Raw genomic sequence first — 14,041 nt, forward strand, 5'->3', positions numbered from 1 at the left:
TATATTTACTTAAACCTTCGTCTTTAAACGACTTTTTCTGACGGCTGTCTATGTATTTACGGTATTAGACGACTCCATCTGTTAAAAGGTTTCAAAAATCTATTTATTTCCTGGGAAATATGTCTAAATAACAAACGCTCATATAATAATAGCTTAATTTTTAGATAATTAAAAGCATTTTATTATTAATTTATGAAAATTCCAACCTCCCGTGAATGAAACAATTAAAAAGCCTAGCCCAAAATAATCTGGTTGAACTAAGCTTCCAACATTCATAACATTTTACAGGAGACGTTCGACGCTCTATTTAAGAAACGGTAGCCCATGTTCTCCGGAGTGTCCTGAGCTTATAACTCCCTCCAACGTCAAACCTGTGCACATGTTTTTGGATGACCTCCAAGCCTTCTACATGGTAAGTGAAGAAGATGACCGCAGGGTGCATGAAGGAATCATAAAAGAAGATGGGATTGAAACTTCTATTCACCTTTTTTAACTTCCACTTTCCTAGTAAATCCAATTGACGAACATAATCATCATCAATGATCGCCTGTGATATGACATCCGTTCTTTTATGACTATCCTCTAACAGGTGATGGTAACAAATCGTTGCTTGTACATAAGATAAGGGAGACTCGTCTCCTGCAATGCTTAACATAAATTCATTCTCAATGCCTCGTTCATGGTGATTCGCAAAAACATCATTGTTTGAACACAATAAAGACCATCCATGTTTCAGGTATAGTTGGGAATACTGATCGACCACACCATCTAAACGGATGCTTTCTCCCGTTTTTAGTGGGATGGGAGGAATGGGAAGATTAATCCTATTTTTAAAGGTGGCTTCACGCTTAAATATCGTTTTACTTTTCACACATGCTCCTCCTCCCGTACCTTTTCAAGAAGCTCTTAGTATTTTTTGTTTTGCAGAAAACCTTTGATGTCATTTATGGAGAGCCCCAGTTCTTTGGCTTCTTTAATTAAATCCAGCCACTCGTTATCTATTCGATTTTCATCATTCCCCAAGCTTTTTCTCCTTTCATTCAAGCCTCATTTCACTTTCGTTTTGTCGTCTTCACCGTACTTATGTGTCAGTAATTCTTCTAATGGAACATCTAGTGTCTTTGCCAGCTTTCCCATGATAATCAATGATGGATTTTTTTGTACGTCTCGCTCAATATTACTAATGTACGACTTAGAAACTCCGGACTTTTTCGCAAATTCGTTGACAGACAGCCCTTTTCCTACACGCAGCACACGGATTTTCTCCCCAATAGACATCATCCATTTTCCCTCACCTTCTTTGAAATTGACCTTCCATTCTCGTGTTCTCTATAAAGAATATTATAATATTTCGGTTCTTAAAAAGAAACACTGGAATTTGTTTACTATCTACGTTTTATAAACAAAATACTACTGATATCATGGATATCCTCTATTTTCATTTCTTTTTTGAGAACAAAAAAACAGCCAGGATAACTTTCCCTGGCTGTTCAACCCTTTTCCATTTGATATTTTCGTCTGAACTCTTTGGGACCGATGCCCTCCATACTTTTAAAAACTCTCGTGAAGTAGCTTTGGCTGTTGTATCCGAGCAACGTACTGATATCCATCAACGAGTGCTGGGTGATCAAAAGAAGCTCTTTCGCTTCCTTAATGCGTTGCTGGTTAATGAAATGAGTGATGGAAACCCCTTTCTCTTTTGTAAACAACCCTGACAAGTAGTTGGGATTTACTTTCAACGTTTCTGCGATGCTCTTCAGTGTGAGCTCCTTCGTCAAATTCTGAAAAATATATTTCTGGGCTCGTTCGACAAGTGGCGAATGGGAAGGCTGTTCATCGACCTTTTTAATCCGATCTAAAAAGGATTGCAGAATGTTCAGTTCGAGAGATTTTAGATCTTCCACTGTAATCTTTGACTCTATGAAATTGATATAGAAGTCACAAAGGGAATTGACTTCATCCTGTTGAGCTCCTTTTTCAATGCATATGTAACCTAACTCCGATACAAGACGGATGATATAATTCTTCAATGTTCGCACGTCAGGGTTGATGAGAGCTTTTTCTCTGTGCGCTTGATACTCTTCCAAAGCTCGTGCATCCCCTTTTTTAAAGAGATCAATAAAATGTTGTTTCGAAGCGATGATTTCAGGGTATGCGTGAAGCGACTGTGTAAAAGTTTGATATTGGCTGCGGATTTTTTCTTCATCGAGTGCATATCTTACTTTCTTTTCTTTTTTCGGAAATAGTTGGTTAAGCAACCGTTTAACCGACTGTATCTGAACTTGATTCAATATAGGAAGCTGTTGGTAATATTGAACGAACTGTTCTTCGTAAGTCGCATCAAGATCATTCATGACAAGACTCATCTTCACATGTTTTCTTGATACATCCTGTTGCAAAAATGGACCTACACCTAACACATATTCTTTTCCTTCCACCTCCATGGAATATAGAAAAAGATGTTGATCATAAGGGTCTGTAAACATCTGAATGGTGTATGGACGTTTTCTGCTCTCATTGATATAACTTCTATGTAAGTCTCTTAGCACGGATGGTGGTTTTTGAAAGCTGTCAGGAAAATGGTAGGACAATTTGTTACGGTCGTTAATTAACAAAACCGGGGTGTTTAGAGCGATGGAACAATCCTTTAATAAATTTATAATTTCATATTTCGTCATGATAGACCCCTCACTGCGTCATAATACTCATTACTTCTATCATGTCAAAAAAAGAACACCCTTTCAAGTAAAGGGTGTCAAACCGTCTTTTTTTGTTTTTGATTCTTTTGTAAAAAGCGTTTGACCTCTTCCGTACTTAATCCCAGCGCTTTCGCTTCCTTTAAAAGTGTAACCCACTCGTCATCCAACTTACTCTCTCTACGCATCGTCTCCATCCGGACAACCTCCCCTATACTGGTTAGATCTGATGAGGTGAGCTTCATGAACGATCGTAATCTTTATTCACATGAGCTCCGTGCTCTCGGCTAATCGTTTATTAATTACTATTATAATAGATGGGTATAGATGGAAATTTAACATTATTCACTTTTTTATCACAAATTTCAGATAGTTTTCTGATTTTTCTATAAATTTATTGTAGTATTATGTAGAATAGAGTTTCTGTAAAAATGCCCAGGTATGAGAGCTGTCATACCTGGGTACTTTTACGTGTACATGTTATTCCATTTTTCAGTGAGAAGACGGAAGGCGTCTTCATCATTTTGATCGATCGCCTTGTCGATGAGGCGTCGAAGGTTGTTTTTTTCTAATTCACGGATGATTTCCTTCACTTCTTTAGATGATTGCTGACTGATTTCGATCCCCTCTTCATAATACGGCGACACAATCGAATGAAGGTGCTTGATAAACTCAGGCAGTTGGAGTAAATCGGAGACAGAAACATAAACCATTTTCTTGCCCCGTTGAAAGACGAATATATCGAAAACGTTATGCACCCGTTGACGATTGCGGTCGATTATAATTTCTCTTGATTCCATTGGGATGAACTGATACAACTCGTTGTCAATAAATAGCGAAAAGTACTGGTAGGCTAGAACGACTCGAATGAAGCGTTTGTCTTCTTTAACATAGTATGGTTTAAGCATTTTTATGTTCAACATGGGCCCACCCCTTTTTCATTAAATCTGAATTTTCAGTATTTTATTCTATTATCGCGTATTTGTCAACAAAATGAAAGCGATTAATACGGAATGGGCTGTGGCTGATCGTTTGTTTTGAAGATGGTGTCGGCGGGTGGGTGCATAGTGACCTAAGGATGATGGATAACGACCTAACTGAGCAGCATAGCGACTTAACGCTGGTGGATAACGACCTAACGAAGCACAATAGCGCCCTAACGTAGGTTCATAACGACTTAACGTAAATCCATAATAAAAAAACCTCGATGCCGCGGGAAACGGAATCGAGGTTTAATGATTTAGATGAGCGCATGCAAGCGTTCGTTAACGGTTGCTTTCACTGCGGCCAGTAGTTCTTCACTTTCTTTTCTAGTCCCGGACTTCACACCGTAATAAAACTTGATCTTCGGCTCTGTGCCTGATGGGCGTAAGCAGAACCAGCAATCGTCTTCAAGGATGAATTTGACGACATTGGATGTAGGAAGATCAATTTCCTCTTCGGTTCCGTTCTGGACATGTTTACGAATGGTCGTCGCGTAATCTTCGATAGCAACGACTTTCTTTCCACCCGCTTCTTTGATTTCCGCGTTACGGAAGTCATCCATGATAGCTTGGATTTGTTCAGTCCCTGATTTCCCTTCGAGCTTCATGGACTGAAGGTCTTCCAAGAAGTAGCCGTGTTTTTCATACAACTCATCAAGAGCGTCCAGCAGCGTTTTGCCTTGATTCTTCCAGTGTGCACCAACTTCTGCTGCAAGGACAGCGGCCTGGACGGCATCTTTGTCACGGGCAAAGTCTTTAACTAGATACCCGTAGCTTTCCTCATAACCGAACATGAACGTGTGCTCCCCACTTTGTTCATATTCACGAATTTTTTCACCGATGAACTTGAAACCTGTCAGCGTATCAAGGGAACGGATGCCGTAGGAGTTTGCGATGACCCGACCGAATTCAGACGTTACGATCGTTTTGATCAGGAGACCGTTTTTCGGCAATTGTTCGGATTGCCCGAGAATATAATCCAGTAAAAGCGCTCCAGTCTGGTTTCCTGTAAGGACGACATATTCGCCTTTTTCGTTCGGAACAGCAATTCCAAGGCGGTCGGCATCAGGATCTGTCGCCATCAATAAGTCAGCACCGATGGCTTTCCCTTGTTCAATCGCCATTTCGAAGGCCTGGTGTTCCTCAGGGTTCGGAGATGCGACAGTAGAAAATTCAGGATCCGGCTTCGCTTGCTCCTCTACGATATGGATGGAAGTGAACCCACTTTGCTCCAGTCCTTTTTCCACAAGATCACGGGCCGTTCCGTGCAGTGGTGTGAACACTACGGATAGGTCCTTTTTGATATCCGGTTGGACCGTAACACCTTTGAGTGCTTCAAGATAGGCAGCATCTACCTCATCATCAATCCAGCGAAGCAGTCCTTTTTCTTCAAGTTCCTGCTGATCAGCCGCTTCGACTTTCAATTCGTTTTCCACTTTGTTCACAAAATCGATCATGATTTCCGCCTGCTCAGGAGGAAGTTGACCGCCGTCCTCGTTGTAGGCTTTGAAACCATTGTATTCCGGAGGGTTGTGGCTTGCCGTTACGACAACGCCTGCAGCCGCGTTCAAATGACGGACAGCAAACGATAATTCCGGTGTCGGTCTTAAGGACGTGAATACGTAAGAAGGAATGCCGTGGTGACCAAGGACACGAGCGGTTTCAACAGCAAACTCCTTGGACATATATCGAGAGTCATAAGCGATCGCTACGCCCCTGTTGGACAAGCCCTGGTCATTGACATACGTAGCCAGACCCTCGGCTGCTTTTCTCACCGTGTAGATGTTCATGCGGTTTGTTCCTGGTCCGAGCTTTCCGCGCATTCCACCTGTCCCGAATTCCAGGTTCTTGTAGAAAGCATCTTCCAAAGATTGCTCATCTGATGTTAGTTCTTCTAGATTTGATGCAAGATCGGCATCAAGTTCGGTAAATTCTTTCCAACGGTTGTAATCATTTTTCCACATGCACAACACTCCTTCGTGATTATTTTTCTTTAACTATTTAGGGAAGTCATTTTCTAAGAGCGGAATTTTGATTAGTAACAGGGGAGTCAGCCCACCCCGACATAGGATTCCTACTCGTTCTTCTCTAGTTCTTTTCATTCGCCACTATTTGGTGGAATTCCTGTTTTTTCGGCGCATTTAGATAGAAATCTTTTCATTTTCTTAACCTTTTACACCGAGAGCTAATAAACTATGTAACCGCTCCTATTATTGTAACATTTAAGTAGGAGGGGGCTCTTATGGAAATATCTGTATGACCTGGTACACCTTTTATTACCATCAATAGACTAAGGCCTGTTTATGGGGTTCTATTATACGAATTGTTGATGGTAATATTTGTATGACCTGGTCACCTTATCATTTACATAAAGAAAAGAAGGCCGCTGTGGTAGGCTAGCGGCCTTCTTCCTTTCCTGCTCCATGTGTGATTTTAATCTGAGGGGAAAAAATTAAGTAGGGATTTGTGGATTTCACCACAAACTTCCATATGCATCGTATCTTGATTACAACTATATTCCTTTTCTCTGTGCACTCGATAGGCCGTCCTCATGCCTTCTCGAATAAATTCATCTTTTCTCGTATATACACCCCATTTCTGTACAAGATCATTAATGTAACGATCGTAAAGCATTAATGAAATCGGCAGCATCGGGGGTTCCCCATATTTCATACTTTCCACCTCCTGGAATATATTTTCATATTAGTTATAAAGTACCTGCCGAAAATAGTCAATATCTCCTAATCTTCTTCTTTATTCGACCTTACAAACTTTACAATAAATTATTCTAAAAAAATGTATTTTCTCCTTAATATATATTAAGAATTTAGTTTCTTTGCATAAAAGCGGGCATAAAACTCTTTTTTCAGCTTTTCATTAACCAATTGTAAATGTTCCGTAAATTCGTTTAATCTATCTTCCATAATATGTATAACCAGGTCACTATAAAAAGCGTCTATAATGGGAAGTTTGACTTCCATTTATTGGTGTACCAGGTCATACAATATTTGGATAATTGAATCGTCGGATAATTCGGTCTTGTGCTTCAATTTCCTTTCCGTTACAATGTCCTTTATACAAAGAATAATGTTTATTTCAAGTAGACAAGGAGTGTGAACGATGAATAAAGCCATTACCGTAGGACTACTAGGACTTGGTACGGTCGGAAGTGGAGTGATTGAGATCCTCCGCGATCATAAAGAACGCATTGAACATAAGACAGGGTGTGATGTCACGATTAAGTCTGTGCTTGTCAGTGACATGTCTAAGCCCCGCGAGGTTCCGGCTGAGACCCAGTTGACGGATCAGTACCAGGATATTACGAGAGATCCGGAGATTGATGTCATCGTAGAGGTGATGGGTGGGATCGATCACACGCTTACTATATTATTAGAAGCGATTGAACACGGAAAACACATCGTGACAGCGAACAAGGACCTTGTCGCTCAGCACGGGGAACAGCTTTTCGAAGCATGCCAAAAGCATAACTGTGACTTGTATTATGAAGCGAGTGTGGCAGGCGGTATTCCAATCATCCGCTCGATCATGGATGGCTTGTCCTCCGATCGTATTACAAAGATGATGGGAATCGTCAACGGGACGACAAACTACATTATGACGAAGATGGCCCAGGACGGCGTTGATTTTGACAGCGTCCTGAAGGAAGCGCAGGATCTTGGTTTCGCGGAAGCGGACCCGACGGCTGATGTGGACGGTCTGGATGCGGCTAGAAAGATGACGATTCTATCAATCTTAGGTTTTTCTATGCCTTATAGTTTAGAAGATGTGGATATCAAAGGGATTCGCGGTATTTCTTCTGATGATATTACCTACGCGGAAGAGCTGGGGTATCGCATCAAGCTTATCGGCATTGCGGAAAATAACCATAATGGAGTTTCTGTCAGTGTCGAGCCGACATTGCTTCCAATTCAACACCCGCTTTCTTCTGTTAATGATGAATTCAATGCGGTTTATGTGTATGGGGATGCTGTTGGAGAAACAATGTTCTACGGACCAGGTGCCGGTAAACTTCCGACAGCAACTGCCGTTGTCGCGGACTTAATCGCCGTATTGAAAAACATCCGCCTTGGTACGACAGGTACGGCGTATGTACAGCCGCAATTTCCGAAGCAGGTTAAAGCGAAAAAAGATCAGCTGACGAAGAAGTATATCCGTCTTCACGTCGATGACAAAGCTGGAATGCTGAACGACCTGACGAACATTTTCGCTCAATACGACCTCTCCTTCGATCAGTTCACCCAGCGTTCCACCGACCAGGAAGGTGAACGTGAATTGATGATGGTGACTCATCAGGTGAGTGAGGAAGATTTTGAAAAAGCGATTCAGGACATTGAGTCGCTCGATTCTGTAAGAAGTATCGACAGCATATTCCGTGTAGAAGGAGGAAACTGACATGTGGCGTGGATTGATTCATGAGTATGGAGAGTTTTTACCCGTTTCCGAAAAAACACCAAAGCTGACGTTGCATGAGGGGAATACTCCTCTCCTTCCGATTCCGTCCATCTCGCAGGACCTTGGAATTGAAGGCTATGTAAAAATTGAAGGAGCGAACCCGACAGGCTCCTTCAAGGACCGCGGTATGGTGATGGCGATGGCAAAAGCGATCGAGGAAGGTTCAGAGGCTGTCATTTGTGCTTCAACAGGGAACACTTCCGCTTCGGCTGCTGCGTTTGCCGCACGGGCAGGGCTGCGCTGCATCGTCGTCATTCCTGATGGGAAAATCGCAGAAGGAAAATTGGCGCAGGCGGTCATGTACGGCGCGGAAATTTTTGCAATCAAAGGGAACTTTGATGACGCTCTTCGTATGGTCCGGAAAATGGCGGAAAATGAGCCTGTCACACTCGTGAACTCTGTGAACCCTTACCGCATCGAAGGTCAGAAAACGGCCGCATTCGAAGTCTGTGATGCCCTTGGCTCTGCACCGGATATTTTAAGTATCCCTGTCGGTAATGCCGGAAACATTACGGCGTACTGGAGAGGGTTCAAAGAATACAATGAGCGACATGGTTCAGGTCTGCCACAGATGATGGGCTTTGAGGCGAGTGGTTCTGCCGCAATTGTACGTAACCAGATCATCGAAGATCCGGAAACACTGGCGACAGCGATCCGGATCGGTAACCCGGCAAGCTGGGATAAAGCATTGAGCGCACGCGATGAATCGAATGGTCTGATTGATGAAGTGACGGACGAAGAAATCGTTGAAGCGTATCAATATTTAGCGGAAAAAGAAGGCGTCTTCGCTGAACCAGCCTCCTGTGCTTCCATCGCAGGTATGATCAAAAAAGTGAAAGACGGCACGATTCCACAAGGTTCGAAAATTGTTCATGTGTTAACAGGGAATGGGTTGAAGGATCCAACCACAGCGATGGAACAGAGTCCGGTCAAACCGACGCTCATTGAAAATGACTACAATATTTTCGCTTCTGCTGTGACAGGTGTCCAATCATGAGCCGGTTTCAAATCCGAGTGCCTGCAACATCCGCAAACCTTGGCCCGGGATTTGATTCCGTCGGCATTGCCCTATCAAAATACGTGACGCTTGACTGTCAGCCGGCCGATGAGTGGTTTTTTTCCGTTCCTGAAGAAGACCAGCCCTATATTCCTTCGGGTAAAAGCAACCTGATTTATAAAACAGCGTTATTTACTGCAGAAGCCATGGGTTATGAAGAGCTTCCGGCGACCCATGTGGAACTGACGAATGATGTGCCGATCGCCCGCGGACTCGGGAGCTCATCGACCGCCGTCGTCGGTGGAATCGAACTGGCCGATCATCTCCTCGGGCTCGGCTTGAGCCGTTATGAGAAGTTCAAAATCGCCTGCGAAATCGAGGGCCACCCCGACAATGTAGGGCCTGCGATCTTTGGCGGTATCATGGTGTCCAATTACGATGGCGAGCATTTGGATTATGTCCATTTTACAGAAGGAATGGATGATTTGACCTGGCTCGCGATCATTCCGGACTATCATTTGGAAACAGAAAAAGCACGTGGGTTGCTGCCTGTGGAAATGGACTACAAACAGGCGGTCAACAATAGCGGGAGTGCCAATGTCCTCGTCGCCGCATTAGCTACGAAAAATTGGCCACTTGCCGGCAAAATGATGCAGAGCGACCGCTGGCATCAGCCTTACCGGCAGGTTCTCATTCCCGGCTTTTCTTCTTTTAAAAACATCCTGGAAAAAGAACAATCGCTCGGCCACTACATCAGCGGGGCAGGACCGACCACCGTCGCCCTTTTTGATGAATGGGATGATGGTAAACGGAAACGGCTTGATTTGGCTCTGGATGATTACCAAGTCGAACCGCTCCAAGTGAATCTGAGTGGTGCCGAAACATTCGTATTAGCTCCTGAAAAATAGCAAAGAGAACCAGCTGGATCATCCGCTGGTTCTCTTTTTTGCTTTCTTTTTAAAAGTTTCCCATTTCTGTGGATCGTGCTTTTTGGTGCGACCTGCGCTCCCTTTGGCGCGACCTGGCCTTCCTTTGGCGCGCTATATATCAGAACGAACATCCAGCATTAACGTTTAAGAATCCTTTTTCTTAAGAAAAAGAAAAAAAGCAAGCAGACCCCGATCAAACCACCTACACTATCCAACACCACATCCCCAACATAGGGTGTGCGGTTTGGCGTGAGCGACTGGTGATACTCGTCAAAACAAGCATAGAGAACGGTGATTATGTAAGAAACGATCACCTTTCTATTAAAACTCCAATTAGTGTTGTGATGAAGAGCGAGAAATGTTGTGACCATGAGGAGGAAAAATACGGCCAAGTGGGCGGCTTTCCGAATGAGAAACTCAAGCATTCCATCGACTCCACGGTTTTCTATATTGATCGTCTCCCCGTAATAGGTAAATTCAATCAGAGACAGAAATGGTTTTAATAGGTCCAAATTCATATAAAAATTCATTGTTGGACGTAGGTCTTGTTGTTCATAAGGTTGGGAAGAAAAGAAAAAAATCAACCCCATTACACCCAGGGGTAATAAACTATAAATAATTCTCTTAAACAAAATAAGTCACACTTTCTATTATCATTTCTTTTGACATACCTAATAGTTTACAACAACTGTAAGTAAATTTAAAAGATTTAAAGAATTACTAACTCCTACTATTATTATGAGTGAAATTTGTATACAATGTTACTAGAAAATAAAAAGGGGGATTCGAAATGGCGAAGAAGAGTAAGCAGTACGACTATGACCTCAGCGAAGTAAAGCGTCTGATCGGCGAGACAGATAAAAACTACCGAGAAATCGCTGCTGAGACAGGATGCCCGTATGCGAGCGTCGTGTATCACGGTCGTAAGATTCGCGGACGCGTCAATCGTATGCGTCAGGAAGATATGATTGAAGAACAACCACAATCGTTTTTGTCTATTAAAGAAGATCAAAATACATCAGAGGATGCGACTATGTTGTCTGGCGGGACGACGCTGAGCATTTCCAGAAATGACGTCCATATCCAGGATGCAGAGCAAGAAGCTGCTCGAATGATTAAAGCGGCACGCGCCTTGGGACTGAGCAAAATTAACATAACTATTAATAGATAAGCGCAAAGTCTCGGGGTCTTCTCCGGGGCTTTTTACATGTTCGTTCCAAGTTCCTTCAGTTTTTTTCTTGCGTGTCTGCCCCAGTTTTTCACGGCGTCCGGGGTTACTTTTTCCAAATGGGCAATTTGCGCAATGGAACGGTCCATGATGATATAGTGATACACCCACTTCCACTGGTTAGGTGTGAGGCTCGCCTTCACCTGTTTCCATAGAAGTTCATCCGTAATCTCGTCTTCCCATGTATCGCGCCCTTCCTGCACCATCTGCTCGGCGATCTCTTCTTCCTGTTCATACGTTCTTGAGTCTTTGCGAATTTTATCAATCAAGGCGTTGCGGACTTTCCAGTGCATGTATGACTTCAATGTTCCCGCTTCTGGGTCGTATGTACGGTAGGCATTCCATAAGGCAAAAAGACCTTCGGCATAGAAGTCTCCATTTCTGTCCCAGATGTTCAGCTTATGAATATGGTAATGGATCAAATCTTCACTTTCTAATACTAGTCTTTCAAACATTTCATCTGTGACCATGACACAACCTCCTACTAAATAATCCTTCATACTATAATCGATAGAAAAAAGGATTTTGGTGTCATGATTTTGCAAATTTTTCAATTTTCTCTAGGGGAAAATTGATTTTCGCTTCCCATTCATTGGGAAATACAGGATAATAGATATATAGAAAGGAGTGTGTCATGAAAGATTCTATCCTCGAATTCCATGAATATCAACGTCTTATCCATTCCTGCCTGCGTCGTTGGAAACTCCCTGAGCCCTATGAAGACTGCCAGCAGGAAAGCTACCTCATTTACGCGCGATGTGTGGAAAGGTATGACCCCGAACGAAGCAAATTCTCCACCTTTTTCTTTCAAACCCTCTACAGACATTTCCAAACGGAGAACCGAAAAAACCGTCGCGACAGGGAAGCCGTCCATTTCTTCTCCATCCAACAAAAACCACTAGAGAAAGATCCTCTGAAAGAGCCTCTTCTCCTTTTTGACATCCAGCATTACTCATCTCTCACCCTTAATGAACAAATCATTTTTGAACAAACCTATATCGGTTATACCGTGGCAGAAATTGCTCGCTTGTCTGGTAAAAGTCCTTCTACTATTAAAAGAGCCCGGAAACAAATTAAAAGGAAAGTATCCAGCGGTTTATTAGCGGAATAAAAAGGGAAAGTACTATTATCCTAAGAAAAACGGAGGAATCCTCTTTGGAACAAACGTCCCGATCCTTGTTTCCTCTTGCGAATATTTGGCTCGATGATGCGCCTACAACATTCACCCATGCCTTCCTCGAGCGTTTGGCTTATGAATGGATGGTTGAAATCGTCAACCCTTTTCCCCTGCCCCTGTTAGAAGATCGAGAACTTGTACTCGACATCTCCATCGAACAAACCGACGGCACACTATTTGCCCACCTCCCCATTCAGTCCTACAGCATCGAAGCTGGCAATGAATTCACCGTCTACCGTTTTCACATGTATCCACCGGAATGATCGTGATTTTCCTCCACGTTCCATAGAATGTTATAATGAAAGCGACGTTTTATGGAAAGGAAGAGACGATGCTTTATCTCGGTTTTGCCGGATTTTTTCTCATTTATTTAATTCTGGGATGGTTCACGAACGCCATCGAAATGTCGACGTTCAGCGCCATCTTCAGTGTCGCGTTTCTATGTCTGAACCTCTACATGTTCTGGAAAGAAAAGAAAAAACAAAGCTCCACATAAAAAAGATCCGTCTAAAACGACGGATCTTTTTTGTTGCAAATTTAAATTCGGAATCATCTCGGAATTATAAATGGAATTATTTGTATGACCTGGTACACCAGAAATTGTAAGACCTGGTACAACAATATTTGGAAATGATGCAGGAGTTTGAGTGCTTTTGTCGAATAAAGGAGAGGTGTGAATTTGAATGAGGAAGGATTGATGTTATGCGTAAGCGTCGATGGTTTCCAAAAGCCTGGTACCATATTACGGCCAGAGGAAACCGAAAAGCAGATATTTTTTATGATGAGAAAGACAGGTATAAGTATTTAACACTGTTACAGGAAGCTAAGCTTTCCCATCCGTTCCACCTCCACTCTTTTTGCCTCATGTCCAACCACGTACACCTTCTCATCGAAACGATCGAACTTCCACCAGGTACCTTCATGAAAGATCTCCACTCCCAATACTCGATGTATTTCAACAAGAAATATGGCTATGTTGGTCATCTTTTCGAAGGCCCCTATAAAGCGAAGCTTGAGAATGATGTGAATGCCGTACTTCAAGTCAGCCGCTACATTCACTTGAACCCTTGCCGGGCCCTCATCACCTTTCAGCCTGAAGACTACAAGTGGAGCAGTTACGCCCACTACTTATCCCCCACTCCTTATTACTCCGAGTTCGTTACAACCTCTACCATTCTCTCTTACTTCAAAGACGTGAAGCAGTATGAAGTTTTTGTGCAACTGGAAAATAAAGCAAGACCTGGTCACCCAAGAAATGGGTGACCAGGTCTTACACAAAATACCAATTAAGGCTGAAGGAAGGTTTCAACTTCTTCTAGGGCTTGGGCGGCGTCGGGACCGATGCAGGTGACTTCGATTTCGTCGCCTTCTTGCAGCCTCAAGTTGATCAGTCCTAAGAAGCTTTTCAAGTTAGCTTCGTGCACGCTTCCCTGGACAACTTTCTTCAGAATGATTTCTGAATCATAGCGTTGGATGATCTGAGACAGCTCCATTATTGTTTGAGTTTCTTTCATGTGTACTTTCACATCTTTGGATACTTTTTCGCTCATTTCTTTAC

At 42.9% G+C, this 14,041-nt stretch carries 19 protein-coding genes; 8 read left to right on the top strand and 11 right to left on the bottom strand.

The features are described from left to right. Nucleotides 1-307: 307 nt before the first annotated feature. The 8 genes from DYE48_RS12330 to DYE48_RS12365 all read right to left on the bottom strand — a co-directional run bounded on the left by DYE48_RS12330 (nt 308) and on the right by DYE48_RS12365 (nt 6,352). On the bottom strand, nt 308-871 hold the full coding sequence (locus tag DYE48_RS12330; protein ID WP_115823904.1) for a hypothetical protein: 564 nt from the start codon (nt 869-871) through the stop codon (nt 308-310). Between the two features lie 35 nt (nt 872-906). Continuing rightward, on the bottom strand, nt 907-1,023 hold the full coding sequence (locus DYE48_RS12335; protein WP_115823905.1) for an anti-repressor SinI family protein: 117 nt from the start codon (nt 1,021-1,023) through the stop codon (nt 907-909). Between the two features lie 24 nt (nt 1,024-1,047). Continuing rightward, a complete protein-coding gene (locus DYE48_RS12340; protein WP_089651971.1) occupies nt 1,048-1,281 on the bottom strand; it encodes a helix-turn-helix domain-containing protein in 234 nt (77 codons plus the stop codon). A 209-nt stretch (nt 1,282-1,490) separates the two neighbouring features. After that, complete coding sequence (locus DYE48_RS12345; RefSeq protein ID WP_115823906.1) at nt 1,491-2,678, bottom strand: helix-turn-helix domain-containing protein; 1,188 nt, start codon at nt 2,676-2,678, stop codon at nt 1,491-1,493. Nucleotides 2,679-2,755: 77 nt separating this feature from the next. Beyond that, entirely contained in the window at nt 2,756-2,893 is a 138-nt protein-coding gene (locus DYE48_RS12350) for an anti-repressor SinI family protein (protein WP_115823907.1), read from the bottom strand. A gap of 270 nt (nt 2,894-3,163) precedes the next feature. Then, nucleotides 3,164-3,619: an IDEAL domain-containing protein gene (locus DYE48_RS12355; RefSeq protein WP_089651975.1), complete on the bottom strand. Its 456-nt coding sequence runs from the start codon at nt 3,617-3,619 to the stop codon at nt 3,164-3,166. 317 nt (nt 3,620-3,936) lie between these two features. Beyond that, nucleotides 3,937-5,643, bottom strand: coding sequence for a phospho-sugar mutase (locus DYE48_RS12360; RefSeq protein ID WP_115823908.1), 1,707 nt, complete (start codon nt 5,641-5,643; stop codon nt 3,937-3,939). A gap of 469 nt (nt 5,644-6,112) precedes the next feature. Next, nucleotides 6,113-6,352, bottom strand: a complete 240-nt coding sequence (locus tag DYE48_RS12365; protein WP_115823909.1) for a hypothetical protein — start codon at nt 6,350-6,352, stop codon at nt 6,113-6,115. A gap of 447 nt (nt 6,353-6,799) precedes the next feature. Between DYE48_RS12365 and DYE48_RS12370 the strand changes: the two genes are divergently transcribed. Genes DYE48_RS12370 through thrB form a run of 3 tightly spaced genes read left to right on the top strand, consistent with a single transcriptional unit; the run spans nt 6,800 to nt 10,057 of the window. Further along, nucleotides 6,800-8,092 carry a homoserine dehydrogenase gene (locus DYE48_RS12370; RefSeq protein ID WP_115823910.1) on the top strand — a complete coding sequence of 431 codons (1,293 nt, stop codon included), beginning with the start codon at nt 6,800-6,802 and terminating at the stop codon, nt 8,090-8,092. Between the two features lies 1 nt (nt 8,093). After that, nucleotides 8,094-9,149 (top strand): threonine synthase, encoded by a 1,056-nt coding sequence (gene thrC / locus DYE48_RS12375; RefSeq protein ID WP_115823911.1) that lies wholly within the window; start codon nt 8,094-8,096, stop codon nt 9,147-9,149. Then, nucleotides 9,146-10,057, top strand: a complete 912-nt coding sequence (thrB, locus tag DYE48_RS12380) for a homoserine kinase (protein WP_115823912.1) — start codon at nt 9,146-9,148, stop codon at nt 10,055-10,057. The genes thrC and thrB overlap by 4 nt, the downstream gene beginning before the upstream one ends. 158 nt (nt 10,058-10,215) lie before the next feature. On the opposite strand, the gene DYE48_RS12385 is transcribed toward thrB, so the two are convergent. Next, complete coding sequence (locus DYE48_RS12385; RefSeq protein WP_115823913.1) at nt 10,216-10,668, bottom strand: VanZ family protein; 453 nt, start codon at nt 10,666-10,668, stop codon at nt 10,216-10,218. 200 nt (nt 10,669-10,868) lie between these two features. Between DYE48_RS12385 and DYE48_RS12390 the strand changes: the two genes are divergently transcribed. Further along, nucleotides 10,869-11,249, top strand: a complete 381-nt coding sequence (locus tag DYE48_RS12390; protein WP_089651982.1) for a hypothetical protein — start codon at nt 10,869-10,871, stop codon at nt 11,247-11,249. Nucleotides 11,250-11,281: 32 nt separating this feature from the next. Here the strand turns inward: DYE48_RS12390 and DYE48_RS12395 are convergent, their stop codons facing one another. Continuing rightward, complete coding sequence (locus tag DYE48_RS12395; protein ID WP_115823914.1) at nt 11,282-11,776, bottom strand: sigma-70 family RNA polymerase sigma factor; 495 nt, start codon at nt 11,774-11,776, stop codon at nt 11,282-11,284. A gap of 164 nt (nt 11,777-11,940) precedes the next feature. Between DYE48_RS12395 and DYE48_RS12400 the strand changes: the two genes are divergently transcribed. The 4 genes from DYE48_RS12400 (at nt 11,941) to DYE48_RS12415 (ending at nt 13,746) form a co-directional block, all read left to right on the top strand. After that, nucleotides 11,941-12,417: a sigma-70 family RNA polymerase sigma factor gene (locus DYE48_RS12400; RefSeq protein WP_115823915.1), complete on the top strand. Its 477-nt coding sequence runs from the start codon at nt 11,941-11,943 to the stop codon at nt 12,415-12,417. Between the two features lie 44 nt (nt 12,418-12,461). Then, on the top strand, nt 12,462-12,746 hold the full coding sequence (locus DYE48_RS12405; protein ID WP_089652072.1) for a hypothetical protein: 285 nt from the start codon (nt 12,462-12,464) through the stop codon (nt 12,744-12,746). Nucleotides 12,747-12,781: 35 nt separating this feature from the next. Next, nucleotides 12,782-12,979: a hypothetical protein gene (locus tag DYE48_RS12410; protein ID WP_115823916.1), complete on the top strand. Its 198-nt coding sequence runs from the start codon at nt 12,782-12,784 to the stop codon at nt 12,977-12,979. 206 nt (nt 12,980-13,185) lie between these two features. Continuing rightward, a complete protein-coding gene (locus DYE48_RS12415) occupies nt 13,186-13,746 on the top strand; it encodes a transposase (protein WP_115823917.1) in 561 nt (186 codons plus the stop codon). 23 nt (nt 13,747-13,769) lie between these two features. Here the strand turns inward: DYE48_RS12415 and DYE48_RS12420 are convergent, their stop codons facing one another. Next, complete coding sequence (locus DYE48_RS12420; RefSeq protein WP_115823918.1) at nt 13,770-14,033, bottom strand: HPr family phosphocarrier protein; 264 nt, start codon at nt 14,031-14,033, stop codon at nt 13,770-13,772. Nucleotides 14,034-14,041: the final 8 nt, after the last annotated feature.

Source organism: Halobacillus trueperi (genome assembly GCF_003386945.1).
Lineage (GTDB): Bacteria > Bacillota > Bacilli > Bacillales > Halobacillaceae > Halobacillus > Halobacillus aidingensis.

Excerpts from the sequence above, each read along its gene's own strand:
- DYE48_RS12400 (WP_115823915.1), top strand. The coding sequence starts at position 11,941 with ATGAAAGATTCTATCCTCGAATTCCATGAATATCAACGTCTTATCCAT.
- DYE48_RS12385 (WP_115823913.1), bottom strand. The coding sequence starts at position 10,668 with ATGGGGTTGATTTTTTTCTTTTCTTCCCAACCTTATGAACAACAAGAC.
- DYE48_RS12365 (WP_115823909.1), bottom strand. The coding sequence starts at position 6,352 with ATGAAATATGGGGAACCCCCGATGCTGCCGATTTCATTAATGCTTTAC.
- DYE48_RS12395 (WP_115823914.1), bottom strand. The coding sequence starts at position 11,776 with ATGGTCACAGATGAAATGTTTGAAAGACTAGTATTAGAAAGTGAAGAT.
- thrC (WP_115823911.1), top strand. The coding sequence starts at position 8,094 with ATGTGGCGTGGATTGATTCATGAGTATGGAGAGTTTTTACCCGTTTCC.
- DYE48_RS12410 (WP_115823916.1), top strand. The coding sequence starts at position 12,782 with ATGAAAGCGACGTTTTATGGAAAGGAAGAGACGATGCTTTATCTCGGT.
- DYE48_RS12415 (WP_115823917.1), top strand. The coding sequence starts at position 13,186 with ATGCGTAAGCGTCGATGGTTTCCAAAAGCCTGGTACCATATTACGGCC.
- DYE48_RS12370 (WP_115823910.1), top strand. The coding sequence starts at position 6,800 with ATGAATAAAGCCATTACCGTAGGACTACTAGGACTTGGTACGGTCGGA.
- DYE48_RS12360 (WP_115823908.1), bottom strand. The coding sequence starts at position 5,643 with ATGTGGAAAAATGATTACAACCGTTGGAAAGAATTTACCGAACTTGAT.
- DYE48_RS12420 (WP_115823918.1), bottom strand. The coding sequence starts at position 14,033 with ATGAGCGAAAAAGTATCCAAAGATGTGAAAGTACACATGAAAGAAACT.
- thrB (WP_115823912.1), top strand. The coding sequence starts at position 9,146 with ATGAGCCGGTTTCAAATCCGAGTGCCTGCAACATCCGCAAACCTTGGC.
- DYE48_RS12350 (WP_115823907.1), bottom strand. The coding sequence starts at position 2,893 with ATGGAGACGATGCGTAGAGAGAGTAAGTTGGATGACGAGTGGGTTACA.
- DYE48_RS12345 (WP_115823906.1), bottom strand. The coding sequence starts at position 2,678 with ATGACGAAATATGAAATTATAAATTTATTAAAGGATTGTTCCATCGCT.
- DYE48_RS12340 (WP_089651971.1), bottom strand. The coding sequence starts at position 1,281 with ATGATGTCTATTGGGGAGAAAATCCGTGTGCTGCGTGTAGGAAAAGGG.
- DYE48_RS12355 (WP_089651975.1), bottom strand. The coding sequence starts at position 3,619 with ATGTTGAACATAAAAATGCTTAAACCATACTATGTTAAAGAAGACAAA.
- DYE48_RS12390 (WP_089651982.1), top strand. The coding sequence starts at position 10,869 with ATGGCGAAGAAGAGTAAGCAGTACGACTATGACCTCAGCGAAGTAAAG.